This is a genomic window from Hanstruepera neustonica (assembly GCF_002895005.1).
Lineage (GTDB): Bacteria > Bacteroidota > Bacteroidia > Flavobacteriales > Flavobacteriaceae > Hanstruepera > Hanstruepera neustonica.
Genome location: NZ_POWF01000005.1, coordinates 19,779 through 44,374 on the forward strand (window position 1 = coordinate 19,779; position 24,596 = coordinate 44,374).

General features: G+C 34.9%; 23 protein-coding genes. 9 read left to right on the plus strand and 14 right to left on the minus strand.

The genetic code is table 11. The features are described from left to right. Positions 1-19: 19 nt before the first annotated feature. Positions 20-2,479: a TonB-dependent receptor domain-containing protein gene (locus C1T31_RS09335; protein ID WP_103052236.1), complete on the plus strand. Its 2,460-nt coding sequence runs from the start codon at positions 20-22 to the stop codon at positions 2,477-2,479. Positions 2,480-2,547: 68 nt separating this feature from the next. Here C1T31_RS09335 and C1T31_RS14070 read toward each other — a convergent pair whose 3' ends face one another. Next, positions 2,548-2,715, minus strand: coding sequence for a hypothetical protein (locus C1T31_RS14070; RefSeq protein ID WP_165780097.1), 168 nt, complete (start codon positions 2,713-2,715; stop codon positions 2,548-2,550). Positions 2,716-2,896: 181 nt separating this feature from the next. Here C1T31_RS14070 and fumC point away from each other — a divergent pair, with 181 nt between their 5' ends. The 3 genes from fumC (at position 2,897) to hutI (ending at position 7,138) form a co-directional block, all read left to right on the plus strand. After that, positions 2,897-4,294, plus strand: coding sequence for a class II fumarate hydratase (gene fumC / locus C1T31_RS09340; protein WP_103052237.1), 1,398 nt, complete (start codon positions 2,897-2,899; stop codon positions 4,292-4,294). 79 nt (positions 4,295-4,373) lie between these two features. Continuing rightward, complete coding sequence (locus C1T31_RS09345; RefSeq protein WP_103052238.1) at positions 4,374-5,810, plus strand: T9SS type A sorting domain-containing protein; 1,437 nt, start codon at positions 4,374-4,376, stop codon at positions 5,808-5,810. Between the two features lie 92 nt (positions 5,811-5,902). Continuing rightward, positions 5,903-7,138, plus strand: a complete 1,236-nt coding sequence (gene hutI, locus C1T31_RS09350) for an imidazolonepropionase (RefSeq protein WP_103052239.1) — start codon at positions 5,903-5,905, stop codon at positions 7,136-7,138. A gap of 104 nt (positions 7,139-7,242) precedes the next feature. Here hutI and C1T31_RS09355 read toward each other — a convergent pair whose 3' ends face one another. Next, positions 7,243-8,127: a chromosome partitioning protein ParA gene (locus tag C1T31_RS09355; RefSeq protein ID WP_103052240.1), complete on the minus strand. Its 885-nt coding sequence runs from the start codon at positions 8,125-8,127 to the stop codon at positions 7,243-7,245. 109 nt (positions 8,128-8,236) lie between these two features. Here C1T31_RS09355 and C1T31_RS09360 point away from each other — a divergent pair, with 109 nt between their 5' ends. The 4 genes from C1T31_RS09360 to C1T31_RS09375 all read left to right on the plus strand — a co-directional run bounded on the left by C1T31_RS09360 (position 8,237) and on the right by C1T31_RS09375 (position 11,058). Then, the gene (locus tag C1T31_RS09360; RefSeq protein ID WP_103052241.1) at positions 8,237-9,256 is read left to right on the plus strand and encodes a formimidoylglutamase; all 1,020 of its coding nucleotides are present in this window, start codon (positions 8,237-8,239) and stop codon (positions 9,254-9,256) included. Further along, a complete protein-coding gene (locus tag C1T31_RS09365) occupies positions 9,246-9,710 on the plus strand; it encodes a GNAT family N-acetyltransferase (protein ID WP_103052242.1) in 465 nt (154 codons plus the stop codon). Before C1T31_RS09360 ends, C1T31_RS09365 begins: the two co-directional genes overlap by 11 nt. 77 nt (positions 9,711-9,787) lie before the next feature. Further along, positions 9,788-10,711, plus strand: a complete 924-nt coding sequence (locus C1T31_RS09370; protein WP_243398921.1) for an MBL fold metallo-hydrolase — start codon at positions 9,788-9,790, stop codon at positions 10,709-10,711. A 125-nt stretch (positions 10,712-10,836) separates the two neighbouring features. After that, positions 10,837-11,058: a hypothetical protein gene (locus C1T31_RS09375; protein WP_243398922.1), complete on the plus strand. Its 222-nt coding sequence runs from the start codon at positions 10,837-10,839 to the stop codon at positions 11,056-11,058. Positions 11,059-11,086: 28 nt separating this feature from the next. Here C1T31_RS09375 and ettA read toward each other — a convergent pair whose 3' ends face one another. From ettA to C1T31_RS09405, 6 genes are all read right to left on the minus strand, one after another. Next, positions 11,087-12,778 carry an energy-dependent translational throttle protein EttA gene (gene ettA / locus C1T31_RS09380; protein WP_103052244.1) on the minus strand — a complete coding sequence of 564 codons (1,692 nt, stop codon included), beginning with the start codon at positions 12,776-12,778 and terminating at the stop codon, positions 11,087-11,089. Between the two features lie 2 nt (positions 12,779-12,780). After that, positions 12,781-12,963, minus strand: a complete 183-nt coding sequence (locus tag C1T31_RS09385) for a CAL67264 family membrane protein (RefSeq protein ID WP_103052245.1) — start codon at positions 12,961-12,963, stop codon at positions 12,781-12,783. Between the two features lie 107 nt (positions 12,964-13,070). Continuing rightward, positions 13,071-13,796: a pirin family protein gene (locus C1T31_RS09390; RefSeq protein WP_103052246.1), complete on the minus strand. Its 726-nt coding sequence runs from the start codon at positions 13,794-13,796 to the stop codon at positions 13,071-13,073. A gap of 26 nt (positions 13,797-13,822) precedes the next feature. After that, on the minus strand, positions 13,823-14,260 hold the full coding sequence (locus C1T31_RS09395; RefSeq protein ID WP_103052247.1) for a MarR family winged helix-turn-helix transcriptional regulator: 438 nt from the start codon (positions 14,258-14,260) through the stop codon (positions 13,823-13,825). Positions 14,261-14,272: 12 nt separating this feature from the next. Then, on the minus strand, positions 14,273-14,554 hold the full coding sequence (locus C1T31_RS09400; RefSeq protein WP_103052248.1) for a GNAT family N-acetyltransferase: 282 nt from the start codon (positions 14,552-14,554) through the stop codon (positions 14,273-14,275). Positions 14,555-14,556: 2 nt separating this feature from the next. After that, positions 14,557-15,090 (minus strand): NADPH-dependent FMN reductase, encoded by a 534-nt coding sequence (locus tag C1T31_RS09405; RefSeq protein ID WP_103052249.1) that lies wholly within the window; start codon positions 15,088-15,090, stop codon positions 14,557-14,559. Positions 15,091-15,352: 262 nt separating this feature from the next. Between C1T31_RS09405 and C1T31_RS09410 the strand changes: the two genes are divergently transcribed. Then, entirely contained in the window at positions 15,353-16,996 is a 1,644-nt protein-coding gene (locus C1T31_RS09410) for an acyl-CoA carboxylase subunit beta (RefSeq protein WP_103052250.1), read from the plus strand. Between the two features lie 56 nt (positions 16,997-17,052). On the opposite strand, the gene C1T31_RS09415 is transcribed toward C1T31_RS09410, so the two are convergent. The 6 genes from C1T31_RS09415 to C1T31_RS09440 form a co-directional block, all read right to left on the minus strand. Then, on the minus strand, positions 17,053-18,948 hold the full coding sequence (locus C1T31_RS09415) for a vWA domain-containing protein (RefSeq protein WP_103052251.1): 1,896 nt from the start codon (positions 18,946-18,948) through the stop codon (positions 17,053-17,055). Positions 18,949-18,968: 20 nt separating this feature from the next. Further along, entirely contained in the window at positions 18,969-19,616 is a 648-nt protein-coding gene (locus C1T31_RS09420; protein WP_103052252.1) for a vWA domain-containing protein, read from the minus strand. 149 nt (positions 19,617-19,765) lie between these two features. Continuing rightward, positions 19,766-21,379: a YfaP family protein gene (locus tag C1T31_RS09425; protein WP_103052253.1), complete on the minus strand. Its 1,614-nt coding sequence runs from the start codon at positions 21,377-21,379 to the stop codon at positions 19,766-19,768. A gap of 145 nt (positions 21,380-21,524) precedes the next feature. After that, positions 21,525-22,592, minus strand: a complete 1,068-nt coding sequence (locus tag C1T31_RS09430) for an AMP-binding protein (RefSeq protein ID WP_103052254.1) — start codon at positions 22,590-22,592, stop codon at positions 21,525-21,527. A 6-nt stretch (positions 22,593-22,598) separates the two neighbouring features. Beyond that, positions 22,599-23,555, minus strand: coding sequence for a CPBP family intramembrane glutamic endopeptidase (locus C1T31_RS09435; protein ID WP_103052255.1), 957 nt, complete (start codon positions 23,553-23,555; stop codon positions 22,599-22,601). A 1-nt stretch (position 23,556) separates the two neighbouring features. Beyond that, positions 23,557-24,594, minus strand: coding sequence for an o-succinylbenzoate synthase (locus tag C1T31_RS09440; protein ID WP_103052256.1), 1,038 nt, complete (start codon positions 24,592-24,594; stop codon positions 23,557-23,559). Between the last annotated feature and the right edge of the window lie 2 nt (positions 24,595-24,596).

Genomic DNA, 24,596 nt, shown 5'->3' on the forward strand with positions numbered 1-24,596 from the left:
ATTATGTAAAACTAGAAGAATGAACAAACTTTTACTGACCCTTATCTTATTTACCGTTTCATTAACCTCATTCTCCCAAAATAAAGATGTTACCATAACTGGTAAAGTTTTTGACAAAACTACTAATCAACCTCTAGAGTATGCAACTGTTGCATTTTTTAACAAAGCTGAAAACAGAGTTGAAACTGGTGGCATTACCGACATGGAAGGGGCTTTTAGTATTCCTGTGCCAGCTGGTACTTATGATATAACTGTTGAATTTATTGGTTTTGATAAGCTAACTATTCCGGGCCAATCATTAACTGCCGACAGAAACTTGGGGACAATTGGTCTTGCTGAAAACGCGCAGGCTTTAGATGAAGTGGAAATTATAGCTGAAACCACAACTGTGGATATAAAACTAGATAAGAAAATTTATAATGTTGGTAAAGATTTAACCGTACGTGGCGGAACAGTTAGTGATGTTTTAGACAACGTGCCTTCAGTTGCTGTTGATGTAGAAGGAAACGTATCATTAAGAGGTAATGATAATGTTCGAATATTAATTAACGGAAAACCGTCTGGATTAGTTGGCTTAAATTCAACTGATGCACTACGTCAATTACCAGCTGAATCTATAGAACGAGTTGAAGTGATTACCTCTCCCTCTGCACGTTATGATGCAGAAGGTACAGCCGGTATTTTAAATATTATTTTAAGACGCAGCAAGTTACAAGGTTTCAATGGAGCTGTAACCGCAAGTACTGGATATCCTAAATCAGCCGGAATTTCTGGTAATGTCAACTATAGAACAGGTGATGTGAATATATTTAACACCACAAGCTATAACTATCGTGAAGTACCTGGAAATTCATCGTCCTATACACAATATTTTAATAAAGTATTTGATGATAACGGTAATTTGGTTGTTGACAACCCAGATACTTATGCTGATGAAAGCAATGATTACGATCGGGTTCGAAAGGGTTTAAGCACTAACTTTGGTGTAGAATGGTATATCACTGATTCAGCTTCATTAACTGGAGCCATTTCCTACAGAGATGGTAATAACGAAAGTAATACCACCAATATATTGACACAATACGATACAAATGGTGCCTTTGAATCACAAAGAAACCGATTTGACCCAGAACTCGAAGATGATAAAGTTATTCAGTACTCTTTGAACTTTCAAAAAGATTTTGATGATGGCGGGCACAAATTGACTATGGATTTCCAATACGAAGACAATTCAGAAGATGAGTTTTCAGAGGTATTGTTAGAGGGCATTAATACAGAGCGTGTATCAACAATTGAAGATCAACAACGCATATTGCTTCAAGCAGATTATGTGTTACCTATAGGTGAACGCAGTCAATTTGAGGCAGGTTATCGCGGTAATTTCAACGATCAAGGCACTGATTATAAGGTTTGGTTTTTAAATCAGGATAACAATGACTTTGAATTAAACACCAACCTCTCAAACTTCCTAAATTATAGAGAATATGTTAATGCTGCTTATACCCAGTTTGGAAGTAAAATAGGTGAAAAATTTTCTTATTTGTTAGGGTTGCGTCTTGAAGAAACTCGTATTACAATCGATCAGCCCACAAGTGGTGACTTTAACCGTAACAACTATTTAGGATTGTTCCCAACCGTAAATTTAAGCTACGAAATAAATGAAAATGAAAATGTTACATTAGGCTACAGTAGACGAATTCAAAGACCACGTTCTTGGTTTATTAATCCGTTTCCTTCACGGTCAAGTGTAACCAGTATCTTTAGAGGTAATCCAGAGCTGGCGCCTAGTTACTCTGGTTTGTTTGATGTTGGTTATTACAAAAAGTTTGGCAAGGTTTCATTAAACACCTCGGCATACTACCAACATGCTACAGACGCATTTAGTTTTATAAGCTACGATACTGGACAAACCGTCAATGTTGGTGGGCAAAATTTGGCTATAATTGAACGTTCTCCAATAAATTTAGCAGAAGAAAATCGTTTTGGCTTTGAATTTACACTCACATATAATCAATCTAGAAAGTGGAATGTCAATGCCAACTTTAACATTTTTCAACAATCTACTAGAGGCACCACTCCAAATGGACTGTCATTAGATAATGACAACACCAGTTGGTTTGCAAGAATAAATAACAAATATACCTTACCATTGAACATTGAATGGCAAACAAGTTTGAATTATAGAGGCCCATCGGCCGATGCCCAAAATAAACGTGAGGGTGTTTTTTCAACCAATATGGCCTTTAGTAAAGACTTATTAAATGATAATGCTTCAATTGCATTTAACATCAGTGATTTATTTAATAGCAGAAAGCGACTTTCAGAAACCAATACGCCAACATTTATGAGTAATTCTGAATTTCAATGGCGCGAACGCAGTTTTACGCTATCGTTTACGTACCGTTTCAATCAACAAAAACAGCGTCAAGATAGAAACCGAGGAGATAATGGTGGTGGTGATTTTGATTTTGAAGGTTAAAAATAACATTACAAATAAAAAAAGGAAGCTCTAGGCTTCCTTTTATGTTTTATATAAATATTAATTTCTTATTGTCTTCCTTTTCGCTCTTCACGCATTTCTTTCATACGCTCAATTAAGGCTCCTCCAATCCAATACGGAATAACAAAGGTTAATAAAAAAATCATTAACCAAAAGCCTATGGTCAAAATAGTTAAAAATGCTAAAAATCCTAAATATTGGTCAAAATCAAACATGATTGGAGTATTTACTATTAATTATGGCAAAGATATAATAAAGAGTTTTGTTTTACAATAGCTATTTCCATTTTATTAACAAGGTTATCAAAATAGTTACCACTAAAAAAACTTATCCCTTTTATCTAAATTACACACGCAAAACCTTAAATTTGTGAGATCAAATAATTTAAACAACATCATGACTTTTAGAATAGAAAAAGACACTATGGGAGACGTCAAAGTCCCTGCAGACAAGCTTTGGGGAGCGCAGACAGAACGTTCCAGAAATAATTTTAAAATTGGTTCTCCAGCATCCATGCCTTTAGAAATTGTGTATGGTTTTGCATACCTTAAAAAAGCGGCTGCTTACACCAATTGTGATTTGGGTGTTTTATCAGAAGAAAAGCGTGACTTAATTGCTCAAGTTTGTGATGAGATATTGGATGGCCAGCATGATGACCAATTCCCTTTGGTTATTTGGCAAACGGGTTCTGGTACACAAAGTAATATGAATGTCAACGAGGTAATTGCAAACAGAGCGCATCAAATTGCCGGAAAAGTTATTGGTGAAGGAGACAAAACCATTCAGCCGAATGATGATGTCAATAAATCACAATCTTCAAATGATACATTTCCCACTGGCATGCACATTGCAGCCTATAAAAAAGTAGTTGAGACAACTATTCCAGGAGTCATTAAATTGAGAAATACATTACATAGTAAGTCCATCGCATTTAAAGATGTTGTCAAAATTGGACGCACCCATTTAATGGATGCCACACCACTGACATTAGGCCAAGAATTTTCGGGTTATGTTTCACAATTAGACCATGGGCTAAAAGCATTGGAAAACACTTTGCCACATTTATCAGAATTAGCTTTGGGAGGAACTGCGGTAGGAACTGGACTCAATACACCTGATGGTTATGCTGATTTGGTGGCAAAATATATTGCTGAATTTACCAATCTCCCTTTTGTTTCAGCTACCAATAAGTTTGAAGCCTTGGCAGCTCATGATGCTTTAGTTGAAACCCATGGAGCACTCAAGCAATTAGCTGTGTCTTTAAACAAAATAGCTAATGACATCCGTATGATGGCTTCAGGTCCTAGGTCTGGAATTGGAGAAATCATCATTCCTGCCAATGAGCCAGGTAGTTCTATTATGCCAGGAAAGGTCAACCCAACACAATGTGAAGCCATGACTATGGTTTGTGCTCAAGTAATGGGTAATGATGTAGCCATTTCTGTTGGTGGGACTCAAGGGCATTATGAATTAAATGTTTTCAAACCGATGATGGCAGCCAATATTTTACAATCAGCACAATTACTGGGAGATGCCTGTGTGAGTTTTGATGAACATTGTGCATCCGGTATTGAACCCAACCATGAAGTCATCAAACAATTGTTGAATAATTCTTTAATGTTGGTTACGGCCTTAAACACGAAAATTGGTTATTACAAAGCTGCCGAAATTGCCAATACAGCACATAAAAACGGGACTACTCTGAAAGAAGAAGCTATTAATTTAGGGTATGTTACTGCTGAAGAATATGATGATTGGGTGAAACCAGAAGATATGGTTGGAAGCCTAAAATAACGATAAAGTGTTTAATTTTTTCGACATATAACGCTTTTTTAAATAAAAAGTTTATATTTGATAAACAAATCTATGTATTATGAAAAAAACATTACTTGCTTTATTTAACATTTTAGTTTTTAGCCATTTATGTTTGGCGCAAACTACCTTTGTTACACCTATTCAAAATATTGATCCTAATACAGGAGAAGAGCCTTATGAATTGGCATCTGGCGATTTAGACAATGATGGTGACATCGATCTTGTTATGGCTACATATTGGTTTACTGGTTTCGGAACTCCTACACAAGACTATATCAAATGGTACGAAAACGATGGTTCTGGAAACTTTTCCATTCCAAGTACTTCGGTTGTATCATCAACAATATTTTATGTTGATGGTTTAACAGTTGCCAATATAGATGGGCAATTTGGATTGGATATTGTTGCTACATCTGCTGACCAAAGTAAATTGGTTTATTATTTAAGTGATGGTTCTGGAGGTTTTGGGTCAGAGGTGGTTGTGAGTAATGCCATTACAGGAGCTGGACAGGTTTTTGCTACCGATATTAACAATGATGGTCATACTGATTTAGCAACTGTTGCTTATGATGTAAACAAAGTCGTTTGGTTTGCTGGAGATGGTTCAGGTAATTTTGGTACTGAACAAATAATAGAAAATAGTAATACAGATGGTCCATTTACTTTGGAATTGGGTGATTTTGACGGCGATACAGATATGGATGCTGTCGTTGGATTCTACAATTCAGGAACTATAGAAATATATTATAATCAATATATTGAAAGTGGTACCAATACGGTTTCTTGGGTAAAAGATGCCGTTACAGTCGATTCAGGAAATTCTTATTTTTTAGCTACCAAATTTGCTGATGTCAATAATGATGGCACAATGGATGTCGTTAAAGTGGATAATGTTACAGGAGAAGTTGAATGGTATAATAAAACAATCAATGGCTCTTCAGTAGCCAATACCATTTCTACATCTGCCATAATAGCAAGACCAGGAGCCATTGCTATTGCTGATATTGATGGTGACACCTTTAATGATGTTATTTTAACGGATTCAGGAGTTGCCGATGATGCCATCATTTGGTTCAAAGGGGCTAATAATGCTAGTCCTAGCGCTACTCCAACATTGATTGATAACAATAATTATCAGAACTTTGCTATCACTGTTGATGATTATGATGCAGATGGTGATTTGGATATTGCCTTTTTAGGAAATCAGAATGACACACTAGGTTGGTATGAAAATGAATTGAACACTCTAGGTGTTGAGACTAATAATTTTTCTGAAATTAGTATTTACCCAAATCCATCAAGCGATGTTGTAAACTTTAAAGGGTTCAGCTCTGAAGAATTACAGGTTACCTTTTTTGACGTTCTTGGCAAAAAAGTTATGTCGGGCAATCTGAATGCAAATAATAATCAATTGGATGTTTCTCAATTAGAACCTGGCTTATACACCATTAAAATGGATAATAATCATGAAACCATCAAGTTTATAAAACATTAAACTTAAAAGCATATTTCTTTAAAACGTCCACGATAATTTGTGGGCGTTTTTTTATTACCAAAAAAATAGGCAACTTTGACAAAAATTCGATCTTGACAACACTAATTACCAATATCAAAGAGCTTCTTCAAGTAAGAGAAACTGATCATAAGTTAATTACTGGTAAGGATATGAAGCGCCTGCCAACCATTAAAAATGCCTATTTATTGATTGACCACGATACGATTGTTGACTACGGTGAAATGAAAGATTTAAGAGGTATCGAAACTGATAATACCATAGATGCAACTGGGAAATTGGTTTTGCCAACTTGGTGTGACTCTCATACGCATATCGTTTTTGCAGGTAACAGAGAACAGGAGTTTGTTGATAGAATTAATGGATTAAGCTATGAAGATATTGCCAACAGAGGTGGTGGTATTCTGAATTCAGCAGAAAAACTTCAAAATACTTCTGAAGATGACCTGTATCTACAATCGGCAAAAAGATTAAAAGAGGTCATTAAATTGGGAACTGGAGCCATAGAGATTAAATCTGGTTATGGTTTAACAGTTGAGGCCGAATTAAAAATGTTGCGGGTTATTAAAAGGCTGAAAAAGGATTTTCCAGTTAAAATTAAGGCGACACTTTTAGGTGCACACGCTATTCCCAAAGAATATAAAAACAATAAAGAAGCCTTTGTAAATCTGGTTATTGATGAATTGATACCACAAGTAGGCAAATTACAGTTGGCTAATTACATTGATGTGTTTTGTGAAAAAGGGTATTTTGACTTAAATGATACAGAGCTTATTTTAAAAGCAGCATCAAATTATAATTTGATCCCTAAAATACATGTCAATCAATTTAATGCCTTTGGAGGCGTTGGTTTGGGTGTTAAATATAATGCCCTTTCCGTTGATCATTTAGAAGAATTGAATGATGATGATATTCAAGCATTAAAAGGTAGTCACACTATTCCAGTCGCGCTTCCCTCCTGTTCTTATTTTTTAAGTATTCCCTATACACCAGCCAGAAAAATTATAGATGCTGGTTTGCCATTGGCATTGGCAACCGATTATAATCCAGGCTCTACACCAAGTGGTAACATGAATTTTGTAATCAGTACCGCCTGTATTAAAATGAAAATGACACCCGAAGAAGCCATTAACGCAGCCACAATAAATGGTGCTTATGCTATGGGTATTAGTAATATGTACGGTAGTATTACAAAAGGCAAAAAGGCCAATATTATGATAACTAAAGAAGTGCCCAGTTACAATTACTTGCCCTATGCGTTTGGCGACAATCACATAGATCAGGTTTTAATCAATGGCAATATTCAATAAAAACTAATAATCTTATCTCACAACCGTGTAAAATAACAAAAGCCCGAAGTTACTTCGGGCTTTTCATTATAATAGTTCTATGGATAATGTACTATATAATGTAATTATTTTAAAGTGAATTCAGAAGAAGACACCAAGTCTTTTTCATTGAAAACATTCACGCGATAGCGGCCTTTTTCAAATTTACTATCACCTTTTGGCAATACAAATTCACAAACATTCAGGTTGGCATTTTCGTAATTGAATTTACTAACCAAACTGTAGTTTAAAACTTTTTCTCCAAAGGCAACTTGTTCGTTTACACCCAAGGTATTGTTATTAGGATCTATAACCTGAACATATAACTCTTGATCGCCAGCCTGCACTAAACTGTTTTTAGCCACTGTAAAGCACACACGGATTTTGTCAGCTCTACTAGCACGCTCTGTTGGGATTAATTTTCCAGAAGTTCTTTCAATGACACCAAATCCTTTTAATCCTACAGTCGATAAAACTGCTGCATTTTCAACCACTTCTGCCAAAGCTGTATTTTGAACCAATAAAGAATCTGTGAACATGGTTCTTTCCTCAAGACGTACTTTAGTACTATCTAAGGAGGTAGCCAATAATTCATTTTCAACTTTTAACTTATCATTTTCAGCTAAAAGAACATCCATTTCCTTTTGAAGTGCTGCATATTTAGATTTATATCTCCATAGGCTCTTTACATTGGCTTCAGATACTTTTAAAGAATCTATCAATCCTTCAATACGTGCTTTAGCCTCAACCAATTTGGCATTGGCAACTTCATTTTCGCCAATGGCTAAATCGTATTGTTTTGCCATATTGCTCAAATCGTTCATCACCAATTCTTTCTCTTTGGTAAGCTGTACTTCTTGTTCGTTCTTTTCTTTATACAATTTTGATGTATAAAAACCTGTTCCAATAAAAAGTGCCAAAGCAATTCCTAGGGCAACTTTTAAACCGATGCTACTTTTGTTATTTTCCATGTTTGCTTGTTTTAAGGTTTAAGTATAAACTAATTTTTGTTTTTTAATTTTTTAATGTTTTCAATAATTAAAAGTATTTTTATATTCTCATATAACGATACTTATTTTAATGGATAAACTAGTTCTTTTTACCGAATCACATTTAAAAACGCTTTTAAATAAACGCACTGGTGAATCCAAATTTGGAGAACACGTTAAGCTGTTACCCCAAGTTACAGATATATACGCACAACTTAATAATTTAGATGTCGACTATGTCATTTTTGGTATTCCTGAAGATATTGGTGTGTTTGCAAACTACGGTAAATCAGGCACTTCACATGCTTGGCAAGCAGCCATTAAAATTTTGTTAAACATACAGAGTAATGACTTTACCCGAGCAAATAAGGTTTTAATTTTAGGCTATTTAGACTTTGGCTCTTATCTAGAGAAACTGGCAGCTTTAAAACAAACCAATAAAAAAGACATTACTAAAGCCAGAAAACTGGTTTCAAAAATAGATGTGCATGTCACAGAACTTGTTTACAATATTGTAAAAGCTGGTAAAAAGCCTATTATCATTGGTGGAGGACACAATAATGCCTATGGCAATATAAAAGGTTCCTCTTTGGCGCTAAAAAAACCAATAAATGCTGTGAATTTTGATGCCCACACCGATTTTAGAAAAGAGGAAGGTAGGCATAGTGGGAATGGTTTTTCATATGCTTATTCTGAAGGATTTTTAGATAAGTATTTTATGTTTGGTCTTCACGAAAATTACACATCGAGCCAAATATTTAAAACACTTGACACAAACTCGAATTTAGAATATAACACCTATGAATCTCTAGCTGTCAGAAAACAGTTGAAATATAAGGCTGAACTAAAGCGTGCTTATTTTCATGTGGAATCCAGACCCTTTGGTATAGAAATAGATTGTGATGCCATTCAAAATATTTCCAGTAGTGCCATGACGCCAAGTGGTTTTCAGGTTGTTAAGGCTCGAATGTTTGTTGATTATTTTGCTAGACAAAGTGGGGCTACCTATCTTCATATATGTGAAGCGGCTCCAACTCAAGAAAATGAATCACAAATTGGTAAATTAATTACATACCTCATTACTGATTTTATACGTGCACATGAGCATTGAAATTATTCCATTTGAAAACCAGTATGTTCAAAACTTCTATGATTTAAACATTGAATGGTTGGAAACCTATTTTTATGTCGAAGATTTTGACAGGGAAGTTTTGAGTAAACCAGAGGCTTACATCATTAATAAAGGTGGCCATATTTTCTTCGCTAAATTTAATGGTATGGTAATAGGGACTGTAGCACTCATGCCTACTCATGAAGCTTTGGTCTTTGAGTTGACAAAAATGGCTATATCTCCTAGATTTAGAGGACAACAAACTGGTCAAAAACTGATGCAGCATTGTATAGACTTTGCAAAACAAAATAACTTTAGAGCACTCATGCTCTACTCCAATACCAAGCTAAAGAATGCTATTTATATATATAGAAAGTATGGGTTTGTTGAATTACCACTGGAAATAGACTCTCCATACAAACGTAGTGATATTAAAATGGAATTAAAATTATAGTGTAAATTGATAAGTCGTTATAAATTATGTTTTGTTGTAAATGCAGACTATATTTATAGCAACAAAACATTTATAATATGAAATCCAATCTTATCGTATTTTTAGTACTCATCTGCTTATATAGTTGCAAATCAGACAAGAAACAACCTGTTGTGGAACCGGAACCTGTCATTGTTGAAGATTCTATTCCTGAAATTGAAATAGATAGCATTCCTGAAATAATTGAAGATACCATTCCGGTGGTTGAAGAAATTCAGGAAGTTAAGCCACCTGCAAAAAAACCTGTTTCTAAACCAAAGGAACCGAAAATTGTTGAGAATTATCTAATGGAATCGGATATAAAGATTGCACCTGTAGAACATGGAACTTTGGTGATATCGTACAATGGTTACAATATTTATGTCGATCCTGTTGGTGGCCCTGAAGCTTTTAAAGGGTTTGGACCGCCAAATTTTATTCTGATAACCGATATACATGGTGACCACTTAAATGTTGAGACTCTGGAGGCTATTAATACTGCAAATACCATCATTATTGGACCAAAAGCCGTTAAGGAAAAGCTACCATCATCATTACAAGGAAATTTCACAACCCTATTTAGTGGGCTGAGTCGCGGCTTTTCAACTTCCAAAATGTCATTGGATATTGAAGGTGTTGCTATGTACAATCTCCGAGAGGAAGCCAAACAGTATCATCCTAAAGGACGCGGACTAGGATATATTCTAAACTTAAATGGTAAGCGTATATACATATCTGGAGATACGGAAGATACGTTTGAAATGAGACATTTGAAGAACATTGATGTTGCTTTAGTCTGTATGAATTTACCCTATACCATGACCGTTGAAAGTGCCGCTAGTGCTGTTTTGGATTTTAAACCTAAAAAAGTGTTGCCTTATCATTATAGAGGCACCAATGGTTTAAGCGATGTAAAACGTTTTAAACAGCTTGTAAATAATGGCAATAGTAGAATTAAAGTTGTGCAATTACAGTGGTATTAATAGTTTTTAAAAATTTATTTTAACATCCATAATAAAAAATAAGCTATATTTACTGTACTATAAACCCAAATGATTTACCTACTATGTTTCTGAATTTTAACATTGTGTCTTTTAAATCACACTTTTTGATTGAACAATCGAGCATAGTAACCATGCTGGCGATTACCGTTGTTTTCTTCTTAATATTGCTTATTTTGGGAATCAGAAAATCATATAAACTCAAAAAGGAAAACGATCGGCTAAACGCATTAAATACATCATTTGAAGATGATGATAATAAGCCCTATACCGATTTTACTGAAGGGCATCTTTATCAAAATAATAACAGTAGCACTTCTAAAGAATAAAAAATCCCGCATCTAGCGGGATTTATTTTTATCGTACTAATTTTTTATACTTAATTCGTTTTGGCATTAAATCGCCACCCAAGCGTTTCTTTTTATTTTCTTCATAATCACTAAAGCTACCTTCAAAGAAATACACTTGACTATCACCTTCAAAAGCTAATATATGGGTGCAGATTCTATCTAAAAACCAACGGTCGTGAGAAATGACCACAGCACAACCTGCAAAATTCTCCAGACCTTCTTCAAGCGCTCTTAAAGTGTTTACATCAAGGTCGTTTGTTGGCTCATCCAAAAGCAATACGTTTCCTTCTTCTTTCAGTGTCATGGCTAAATGTAAACGGTTACGTTCCCCACCTGATAGCAATGAAACTTTCTTATTTTGTTCACTTCCAGAAAAATTAAAACGGCTTAAATACGCTCTAGAATTCACCTGCTTACCTCCCATCATGATTAATTCTTGTCCATCACTAAAGTTTTGCCAAATGGTTTTATTGGGATCAATATTGGAGTGACTTTGGTCGACGTAGGCAATCTTGGCTGTATCTCCTACAATAAACTCACCCTTATCAGGTGTTTCTTCACCCATGATCATTCTGAAAATTGTGGTTTTACCCGCACCATTAGGACCAATAACACCAACAATTCCTGCTTGGGGCAAATTAAAGTTTAAATCTTCATATAATAATTTATCGCCATAACCCTTGCTAACCCCTTTTGCTTCAATAACATTGGTTCCCAACCTAGGTCCATTTGGAATGTATATTTCAAGCTTTTCATCTAATTGTTTTTGGTCTTGACTCATAAGCTTGTCGTAATTCTTCAAACGTGCCTTTTGCTTTGTTTGACGACCCTTGGCGCCTTGTCTCACCCATTCCAACTCACGTTCCAAAGTTTTTTGACGCTTTGAAGCTGCTTTTCCTTCTTGAGCCATACGTTTAGACTTTTGATCTAACCATGATGAATAATTTCCTTTCCACGGAATACCTTCACCTCGATCCAATTCTAAAATCCAACCAGCTACGTTATCCAAGAAATATCTATCGTGGGTAACAGCAATAACAGTTCCTTTGTATTGTGCCAAATGATGCTCTAACCAATGAACCGATTCGGCATCCAAATGGTTGGTAGGTTCATCAAGAAGTAACACATCTGGCTCTTTCAGTAACAAACGGCATAAAGCTACCCGACGACGCTCACCACCAGACAATACGCCAATTTTCTTATCGCCTTCTGGGGTACGCAACGCATCCATTGCGATTTCTAATTTGGTATCTAATTCCCATGCATTGGACGCATCTATTTGGTCTTGAAGTTCGGCCTGACGGTTCATTAGTTTTTCCATTTTATCAGGATTACTATAAACTTCTTCCAAACCAAACATATCGTTGATTTTGTTGTATTCATCAAGAATTGCTACCGTTTCAGCAGCACCCTCACGAACAACTTCCATCACGGTTTTTTCATCATCTAATTCAGGTTCTTGTTCCAGATAACCAACGGTATATCCCGGTGAAAAAACCACATCGCCCTGATAATTTTTATCAACTCCGGCGATAATCTTTAACAAAGTAGACTTACCAGAACCATTCAGACCTAAAATGCCTATTTTGGCTCCGTAAAAAAAGCTTAAATAAATATTTTTTAGTACTGGCGTATTTGCCGATTGGAATGTCTTGGTTACACCAGACATTGAAAAAATTACTTTTTTATCGTCGCTCATAATTATACTCGTCCTTTTAATGCATTAAACACCCATGCAATACAGAAAAATCCAAATCCAACAGCAGCAAATCCCCAACCCGCAACATCGTCATAGCGGAAAGCTCCTAATCCTATTAAACCTAATCCTACAAAAATCATTATCCATGTGGCCCAGGCCAACACTGTGTTTTTATTCATTGCCATAATTTGTTCTTAATTTTTTATTAGATAGTTAGTCCATACAAATATCGTGTTTTTAAAACAAAAAAGCATCACAAATGTGATGCTTTAGTTTTAAGCGTATTTGATATCTAAAGGTTCATCATGGGAACTTCAATAAATAACAATTCCAGGTCATCTTTAGCATGAATTTCAAAAGATTCAGTTTCTGAAATACCAATAGCATCTCGAGTTTCCAATATATTATCATCAATATCAGCATTACCAGAAATATTCATAACATAAACTCCGTGTTCATTGCTTTTCAGCTTATAGGTAAATGTTTCGCCGTTGCTTAAATCAATTCGTGATAACCTGGCGTCTTGATGAATTTTCAAGCTTTCAGAATCGCTATCGTCAAACGAACTTACCAAAAGCTGTAATTTACCTTTGCGCGCTTCGGCATCAAATTGTTTTTGATCGTAACGAGGCGCTACACCTTGCTTTTCTGGTATAATCCAAATTTGAAACAAACTTAAATATTCATCCACCGAACCATTAATTTCAGAATGTTGGACACCTGTTCCAGCGCTCATAACCTGGACTTCACCTGGTAAAACAGGCTGCCATTCGTCATGCATATTGTCTCGATGTTTCAAAACACCTTTTAAGGGTATGGTGATGATTTCCATATTATCATGAGGATGCGTACCAAAACCCATTTTAGGGGCAATAACATCATCATTCAATACCCTTAAAGCACCAAAATGTACCTTTTCTGGATTATACCAACCAGCAAAACTAAATGAATGATTGGCTTGCAACCATCCATGGTTAGCAAATCCTCTATCTTCTGCTTTATGAATTATTGTTTTCATTTTAAAAATCCTTTCTCCTTTTATTATTATCTCATTTTATCCAGTAAATCACTTAATTGTCTTGCTTCATTATCAGTAATATTTTCTAAAAGATCTTCATTAAAATTATCTGAAATGGACTCCAAAAGTGATATTCCTGTTTTTGTAATGGTAACCTTGACTACACGCCTGTCATCTGGGCAAGGTATCCGTTTTATTAAGTCTTTAGCACAAAGTTTATCCGTTAAACGAGTGGCATTTGGTGAACGATCAATCATTCTCGATTTAACGGTTTGCATGGTTAATGCCTCTTGGGCTCCTCTTAAAATTCGCAAAATATTATACTGTTGTGGCGAAATACCATAGGCCTTGAAAAAAGTGTTCTGATAACTTGTTATCCAATTGGCCGTGTAGAGAATGTTAACCAAGGCTTTAACTTTATTGTTGGCAAATTTAGAATTGACATCTTTAGCTATATCTCCCATGATCCTATGTATTTAAAATAACCTATCTGAATATTCCGTCTTTTTCTTGAAAACTGAAGCTGCAAAAGGACAAAGCGGTATAACCTTTAAATCATTTTCTCTCATAAAACTAACAGCTGCGTCTACTAATTTATAGCCAACACCCTGACCTTTTAAAGATTCATCTACCTCTGTATGGTCAATGATTATTTTATTTGGACCAGCATAAGTGTAGGTCATTTGAGCTATCCGGCTACCATCTTGCTCAATATAAAACACGCCTTTTTTGGTATTGTCTTCCTGTTGAATATTCATTGTTATAATGCATTTTGAAATTTATCAACTTCAGCTAGAAGTTGGTTGTTCAATTCTTTGTTGATTATCTTTCCTTCTGAAAAATTATCACCAAATTTTGGCAAAGAAAACACGGCAACCACATGGGCGTCGTGTCTTGGAAAACGGTCTTGGGCAATCGTTAAAACCGATTGTCCACCTCTTGCTCCAGGTGATGTTGCCATGAGTAGCATCGGTTTTCCATAAAAAGTCTTACCCTCTATTCTAGACATCCAATCAAATAGGTTTTTAAAGACTGCGGTATAGGCGCCATTATGCTCTGCCAATGAAATCACGACGCCATCAGCTTTCTTTAATTTATTCAATAACTTATGGGCATTTTCAGGTTGTCCATCCATACTTTTCTCAAGATCAACACCAAACATTGGTACATCAAAATCGTTTAAATCTAAAATTTCAGCTTTGGTATCTTCAATCAAATTTACTGTATACGTAACAAGTTGTTTGTTTATGGATATTTTACTATTGCTTCCCGCGAACGCGATGATATGTTTCATACTTTATTCCTCTATATTTATTTTCCATGGCAAATATATGATAAATAATTTTATTTTCCAAGGAAACTATTTACATGGTTATTTTTTTAACATAGCTTTTACATTACAACGTTTTCGTGACAAGGTTAAGTTTTGTATTTTTAGCCTGCAATAACAAGTTGCGTTAGGGGTTGCAGTGACATCCTCCTATTCTAGGGAGATAAAGTGAAAAACCTGACCATGTCATTGCGTGGAAACGCACTAATTAAACAATACATACCAAATGGATTTAAACTTCAACAAAAACGAAGATCATAATAAATTATTGGTTTCAGACCTCAAGAAACGACTAGCCAAAGTAAAACTTGGTGGTGGCGAAAAAGGCATTGAAAAGCATCATGCCAAAGGTAAAATGACAGCCAGAGAACGCATTAATTATTTACTGGATAGTAAAGCCAAAAGTATTGAGATTGGAGCCTTTGCCGGTGATGATATGTACAAAGAACATGGTGGTTGTCCATCTGGTGGTGTTGTGGTTAAAATAGGCTACATTAAAGGTAAGCAATGCATTGTTGTTGCCAATGATGCAACCGTAAAAGCTGGCGCCTGGTTCCCTATAACAGGAAAAAAGAATTTAAGAGCCCAAGAAATAGCCATTGAAAACCGATTACCTATTATCTATTTGGTTGACAGTGCTGGTGTTTATTTACCTATGCAAGATGAGATTTTTCCAGACAAGGAGCATTTTGGGCGTATTTTTAGAAATAATGCGGTTATGAGTAGTATGGGCATTACGCAAATTGCGGCAGTTATGGGAAGTTGCGTAGCTGGTGGTGCTTATTTACCCATTATGAGCGACGAAGCTCTTATTGTTGATAAAACAGGAAGCATTTTTCTAGCGGGTAGCTATTTGGTAAAAGCTGCCATTGGAGAAAGTATTGACAACGAAACACTTGGTGGTGCTACCACACATAGTGAAATCAGTGGTGTTACGGATTATAAAGCTAAAGATGACAAAGATGCTTTGGATAAAATCAAAAATATCGTTGACAAAATAGGTGATTTTGATAAAGCTGGCTTTAACCGGGTTGATGCCAAAAAACCAAAAGAAAACCCGGAAGATATTTATGGTATTTTACCAAAAAGTCGAGCTGATCAATATGACGTGTATGAAATTATAAAGCGACTTGTTGATAATAGTGAATTTGAAGAATATAAAGCGGGGTATGGAAAAACCATTATTACCTGTTATGCCAGAATAGATGGTTGGGCAGTTGGTATTGTGGCCAATCAACGTCATATCGTGAAAACTACCGGAGCCAAGACCAAACCTGCTGAAATGCAATTTGGCGGCGTTATTTATAACGATTCAGCGGATAAGGCCACTCGTTTTATTGCCAATTGTAATCAAAAGAAAATTCCTTTAGTTTTCCTTCAGGATGTGACTGGTTTTATGGTAGGAAGTAAAAGTGAGCATTCGGGAATTATAAAAGATGGCGCTAAAATGGTTAATGCCGTGAGTAATAGTGTGGTGCCTAAATTTACTGTTGTCATTGGTAACAGTTATGGAGCTGGTAATTATGCTATGTGTGGTAAAGCTTACGACCCTAGACTTATTTTTGCCTGGCCAAGTGCCGAACTTGCGGTTATGAGTGGTAATTCTGCTGCCAAAGTTTTATTACAAATCGAAAAAGCATCATTGGAAAAGCAAGGTGAAAAATTCACCAAGGAAAAAGAAGATGAGTTATACAATAAAATTAAAGCACGCTACGACAATCAAGTATCTCCCTATTATGCGGCAGCTAGGTTATGGACAGATGCCGTAATCGATCCCTTAGATACTCGAACTTGGATTAGTATGGGAATTGAAGCTGCCAACCACGCTCCTATTGAAAAACCATTTAACTTGGGTGTTTTACAGGTATAAATAATAAAATATGATACAAAAAAGCGACCTATTTGGTCGCTTTTTTAATTTAGTGCTTACTGTAAACTTCTCGAAGAGTCTACCAATCTTATAAACTCTGACCTATAGCCATCAATATCTTGACCGCGTCCTAAATCTGCCAATTCTAAAACATCCTTGATTTTTGAATCATTGTGATATTTTGAATCCCGTAACTGCATACCAAATAAAGCAACTGCCGAAGCAAAATTCATGTCTGGAGTTGGCAACTGAACAACATCCTCTTGTATATGTATCATTTCAATACTTTTTTTACCATCAGGTTTTTTATATCGAAATTTTACGGTTAGTAGTTCATCAGAATAATTGGAACTCAAAGAAGTAATAGAGTATTTTAAATCATCAATATCCTTTAAATACTTGCTTTTTGCACCCACTGGTATTACTTCATATAAAGCAGTAACGGTATGGCCACTTCCCAATTCTCCGGCATCTATAGTATCATCTTTAAAATCTTCATCAGCCAATAATCTATTTTCATAACCTATCAATCGATATGCTTGAACTTTTTGCGGATTAAACTCTACCTGTATTTTTACATCTTTAGCAATAGTGTACAATGTTCCGCCAAATTCTTTGCCAAACACTTTTTGAGCTTCCTGCATGGTGTCAATATAAGCATGGTTGCCATTGCCTTTATCAGCAAGTATTTCTAATTTTGAATCTTTATAATTTCCGTATCCAAATCCTAAAACCGACAAAAATACACCAGATTTTCGCTTCTGTTCAATTAAATCTTTCATAGCTATATCACTTGATGCACCAACATTAAAGTCTCCATCAGTAGCAAGAATAACACGATTATTACCGTTCTTTTTATAATTCTTTTCGGCTAATTTATAGGCTAATTCTATGCCTGCGCCACCAGCTGTTGAACCTCCAGACTCTAATTGATTTAAGGCATTCATGATTTTTTCTTTATTATTACCTGACGTTGGCTCTATTACGACACCTGCCGCACCAGCATACACAACAATGGAAACTTTGTCTTGCTGTCTTAACTGATTTACCAATAATTTGAACGCTGATTTCAGTAATGGCAATTTATTTGGTGAAGACATCGAGCCCGATACATCAATTAGAAAAGTTAAATTTGATGGTGGTAAATCCTCATTCAAATATGTTTTTCCCTGCAGCCCTATTCTTAACAATTGGGTATCTGAATTCCAAGGAGTTTGAATAAATTCAGTATTAATTGAAAATGGGTGATTATCTGTAGGTTGTGGATATTGATAGCTGAAATAATTAATCATTTCTTCTATTTTTACGGCATCAATTGGAATTTCTTGCCCATTATTTATCATACGTCGAATATTACTATATGATGCTTTATCAACATCAATAGAGAACGTGGAATACGGAGAAGTCATGACATTTTTGAATTGGTTTTCGACTATTCCCTTGTACGATTCACGTGTTTTATTGCTTGTTTTGTGAAGGTTTTTAATTGATGATTTTTTTGAATGATTTATTTGCAAACCACTTACTCTGCCTGCTAAACTTTGAACTACGTTCGGATTTTGATTCAATAGTTGCTCACTCCTAACTTGCTGTACAGCTGTTGTGATTTCTGCTTTTCTTCTTTTGATACCATATGCCGTAATCACAACCTCTTCTAATGCCGAAGAATCAATTTGCATGGCGAAACTAATGTTAATGCTACCTCCAATTACTTTTTCTTCGGTAATATAACCTATATATGAAAAAGTTAATATATCACCTATTTGGGCTTTAATTTCATAAATACCATCAAAATCAGTTTGAGTTCCAATAGTAGTTCCTTTAACAATAATGTTAACGCCAGGAAGCGGTAATCCATTTTCATCAGAAATCTTTCCTGAAATCGTTTTTTCTTGAGCATTAGTTTGAAGAGTTAATAACATAACTAAAATAATTTGTAATAGATTTTTCATGATTTATAGTTTTTAATTTGTTAATCTTTTATCACGGCTATTAATTCTGGTAACAGTGTAATGGCCGTTAAAACAATGGCTGTTCCATTGCCTTTTGGTTTTATATTGTCTTGACTCACCGAGGTTACCGATGATTTATAATGTTGATTGGCCGCATTGGGATTACGAATCATGACTACCGAGTTATTTGAATCTGATTCGAATGCTTTTTTTACGTATTCATAGGCGAATGCTATCCCATCTCTACAACTTTTATCAATCTGCCCTTTGATGTCATCCAAGGCATATAATGTTTTTTTTGTATCTGTTGGATCTGTTTTATCTAATACCAAACCGTTCATTCCAGAATAAGCGATAATAGATACATGATCATTTTTGGAAAGTCTTTTAGCCAAAAATCGAAAAGCTTGTTTTAATAAAATAATATCCTCTTGTGATGGATTTTTATTGGTAGTTTCAATGAGGAATACAATATTGTGAGGAATCGGTTCAACGTCTTCCTCTTCATCCAAATCCTCTTCAGATTTCATGCTGGGCAGTTCATAATTCTCTGCAATAAATGAGATAAAATCGTCTAATAGCACAGACTTTGTTTCTACCTGTTGCTCTTGTGTATAGCCTTTTAAATGGAATAGACTAATTACTAAAATGATTGTTAGTGATTTCATAATTCATAGATTTTAAGTTTGATATAAACCTAATACCTAAATACCTTACAAAAAACCACCAATGAGTTAACTAACACTCTGAATGAGGGAGAATTGAACAAAAAAAAGCTGGACATTTCTGCCCAGCTTCTTAATTGAAAAAAATTAAATTAAATCTTTACTTGTGCTATAACCTGATCCTTTTTTTGAGGTTCTAATTTAAAGGTTGTGACTTCTTTTTCTTCATTGGAACGTCCATAGTTTTTATAGGTAGTCACCTTAACATAGGTTATAGATTCAGGTACATCACTGTCATTATTGACAACAACGTAATAATCTCCTTTTTTGGCATGTCTTATAACATATTCATTAAGCCCCAAAATACCTGAAAACTCGCCACCAATTCTTGTTATTGGATTTTCAGCAGAGGCAAACTCTGTAAACGGATCAACTATTTTTACGTTCAAATTGATATCGTCTCGATTCCAATCCACTACAATTCTCAAATCATATTCCGTTTCAATAATATTATGAGAAGCCAAATCATTTGTTCGAATTGAAGGCTCTTTTTGAATCATATGGTTAACTTCATGTAATGTGATTGTTTTAAAACTAGACCCGTTAGTCTCACCCAAATCCGTATCTAAAAAAGTGCTCAATGTATTAAAAGCAATTTGACCCTTGCCCACTTGAGTGTAACCTAATGCCAGATCTCTATATGATTTTACATCATTAGGTAGTTTTTTTAGAATTTTATTATTTAACACATTGGCTTCTTCTATTTTACCTTGTTCAGTTAGTCTATAAGCGAATGCACGTAATTGCTCACCAGAAATTGTTTCAGAACTAATGACATCATTCAATACTGCTTTACTATTTTCAGAATCATTTGTATTTTCAAAAAAATCGTAAACATCCAAATGGTATGATGGTGAAGATGCATATTTTTCCATCATTAATCGATAGTTCTCTAGAACAGCTGTATTAGAATCCATTTTTTCAAATTCAGAGATGTATTCTGGAGTCGTATTACTAACTTTAACTTTTAACCTTTTGTTATATTTATAAACATCTTCTTTAGAAGCACCAACATTATTACTTTTCACATTGGACAGTGATTTTTTGGTTTTTACAATAATAGCACCATTTGCTGCTTGGCTACCATACAAAGCTGCGCCATTAGCACCTTTATGAACAGTCACAGATTCTATCAAGTTGTAATCAATTGTTTGCAAATATTCGTATGTTGAAATCACACCATCAATAACAACTAAAGCTGAATTGTTGGCTTGAATTGATCGAATACCTCTCAAGTATACCTTATCATTGTTGACATTTAAACCACTAACTTTGCCTTGAAAACCTTGAATATTATTATTACTATTGGCAATGTTTAAATCATCTGCTTCTATAACTCCATAGGCCGTTGTGACTTCATCTTTATTCTTTTTTAATCCCAATGCACCTTCTATTTTATTTTTACTTCCGAGCAAATTCTCATTCATCACAACAACAATTTCCTCACTTCCTGAAATAGGTGTTATGCTTTGCATATAACCATCATGTGTAAAAATAAGGGTATCGTTGGCTTTAGCACGGATTGAAAAATTTCCGTTTTTGTCAGTTTTATAACTTTTTTTTGATCCCATTTTAGCAATACTGACATTAGGAAGAGCTTGTTTATCGCTATCATAGACCGTTCCGATGACCTTATCTGAATCATTTTGAGACCACGATGACATACTCATCAAAAAAATAACAATTAATGGTAAAATCTTTTTCATAACTATTGGTTTTTAGATTAATACTTACAATGCCTGCTTTTTTGGCATCTCTTATAAAGGTATTAATAACATTGTGTTTCGTAATATTACTTTGAGTAAACAGTCCTTTTGGATGAGTAAGACCATCCTCTTAATTAGGAAAGGTCTATTTCAATAATTCCAATGTTTTATGCCGTTGGATTTTGCCAGATTGCGTCTCCTTAAATTTTGGAACAGCTAATACCTCTTTTGGTGCTTCATATTTATCCAATACCTTGAAAACTGAAAAATCAACATTTACTTTTGAATTTTCCAGAACCAACACAACCTTCTCTCCTAGCTCTTCGTCAGGTATAGAAGATACAAAAAACCGGTCAGATATTAAACCTTGAAGTTTTGACTCAATGATTTCTGGATTTAATTTAATTCCGCCCGAATTAATAACATTATCAAATCGTCCTAACCATTCAAAACAACCTTCTCCAGTTAATCTGACAATATCGTTTGTTACTACTTTTTCAGAAGTTATATTTGGGGCATCTATCACAAGGCAATCCCTGTCATCTTTTGAAATGTTAATTCCAGGTAACACTTTAAAAACAGCATCAGGTTTAGATGCCTTAAAGCCATTCAATTTTTTTACAGCAATATGACTCACGGTTTCTGTCATGCCATAGGTTTCAAAAATCTGAACTTTAAAATCCTTTATATTTTCCTTTAAACTATAAGAAACAGGCGCACCACCAACAATGATGGTTTTGATGTTTTTAATTTTGTCCAGATTATTCGCAAGTTGCATAGGCGTGAATGCCGTAAAGGTGTATCTTTTTTCTTGGTCAATATCCAAGGTTTTAGAAGGTTTAATGGCATCGAGCTCCAAACCAAGAATCATGGCTCTAACCAGCATCATTCTACCTGAAATGGCCTGCGCTGGTAAACACGACAATGCACTATCAGTAGGCTTCAATTTAAAAAAATCCCCTGTAGCTATAGCCGAATGTACCATAGCCTGTTTTTTTATTTTAATGGTTTTGGGCTTTCCTGTTGAACCAGACGTTTTACTTAATACGTAATCATTGGAATCTAACCAATCGGAAATGAAATTACCAATTACCCTTTCAAATGGTTCACCTTCTTTTATAAAACTATAGGCCAATTCCTTGAGGCCATTTCTATCAAAAGAAATACCGTTTAACTTAAACCTATTATGTACTTTATCAAAAGATGGAATCATGAAACACTATTCTAATATTTTGTAATCTTCTTTTGGTGGTTCAATCACCCGACCAAATAACTTATCCTTCCAATTAGTCCATTTATATTTTTTTGCAAAAATATATAGGACGATAGGGAACACAATAAAAACAGGCATAAATACATCAAAAAAACCAGCGGTTTCAGGTTTTGATATATCCTTCAAAATGGAATGTGTTTGAAAGGCTGTCCAATCGGCCGTTACCAAAAGTGCTGTAAATAAATTATTTGCCGCATGAAAGCCTAAAGCCAACTCCATGCCTTCATCCATAAGGGTTATTATTCCCAAAAACAAGCCTGTTCCAATATAATAGACCATTAGTACATAGCCTAATTGTTCAATTTCAGGATTAGCTATATGTAACAATCCAAAAACTAAAGATGTAGATATTAAAGGAATCCATTTATATTTGGTTACCACACCTATTCCTTGCATCAAATAACCTCGGAACAAATATTCTTCAAAGCTAGTCTGTAATGGAACAAAAATCACGGCAATGAGGCACAAGATTAAAAACGGCATCAGTTTAAAATTATAGACATAATCTTCTGGTGCCATGTAATAATCCAAAGCTATAAAACCAGAAGAGATAATGCCCCAAAAAATAAAGGCAAACCATATGCGGCTCCAATCAATTTTTGGTCTAGATGTTGTAATCGAAACAATGGTTTGTTTGTGGAAAAATTTTACCGCCAAAAAAACACCGACCAATCCCACAGCAAAGGATAAGAGCATTAAAAATAAATTTAAATTAGGTTCCAAAATAGACATCATAGCTGTTTCATCCATTTCAAAAACATTCATATCATCTTTAACTGCCTTCATCATTACGGCCACAGTAAACGGTATTTGCCCAATAATGACAGCAAAAACAATTAAAAGAACTCCGACTAGATATCGCCACCAATCGTGCAACACATTAAAAGCTTGCGCTATATACATATTATTCTAAATTAAATTTCCAATCATTATTTATATCATATTGCAAAGTACCTCTTTTAACCAGTAAGGGACTATCAAAATTATTTTCAAATAAGCCTCCTGTTCCCAATCCTTGTGGCATTTCGGTGTTTAATGTATATGTCCATTGGGCAATGGCATTCAACCCGACATTACTCTCCAAGGCACTGGTAATCCACCATCCTATATTTTCTTTTTGTGAAATATTTATCCATTCCGCACTTCCATGCCAACCGCCTATAAAACTAGGCTTCAAAATAATAAATTGTGGTTTGATAGTTTGTAGTAATTCCTGTTTTTTTGTTACATCAAAAACACCTATTAATTCTTCATCCAAAGCAATAGGTAAATAAGTTTCCTCGCATAACCTGGCCATTTCCTGTGGTTGTCCTGGTTTAATGGGTTGCTCTATGGAATGCAAATCCAGTTCAGACAAACGCTTTAATTTTTCCAGAACTTCATTGGGTAAAAAAGCACCATTGGCATCTACGCGTAATTCAATATCGTTGACCGAGAATTCTTTTCTAATGGATTTTAATAAATTTAATTCCGTTTGAAAATCGATGGCACCAATTTTCATTTTAATACAAGAAAAACCTGATTGAATTTTTTCTTTAATCTGTTGTTTCATAAAGGCTTCACTTCCCATCCAAATCAAACCATTGATAAGAATACTGTCATTGCCCCTAGTGAAATCAGATGGAAATAATTGGAAGGGATTATTGCTTTCCAAAGATTTAAATGCCACTTCTAGTCCGAACTGAATACTCGGAAACTCAATATTTTTTGCGTAAAGAACTTCTAAACCTAGATGAATATTGTCACAAGTCCACTGTAGTTTGGCTTCATAATCTGGTCTGTCATCAGCACTTAAGCCTCTCAAAATGCCACATTCTCCAATTCCCTTTTTTCCATTAGATTCAAGAATGATAAACCAGGTTTCCTTTGTTTTAAGTATCCCTCTTGAGGTCCCGCTTGGCTGTTTGAAATGAAGAATGTATTTGTGATAGGTGGCTTTCATAG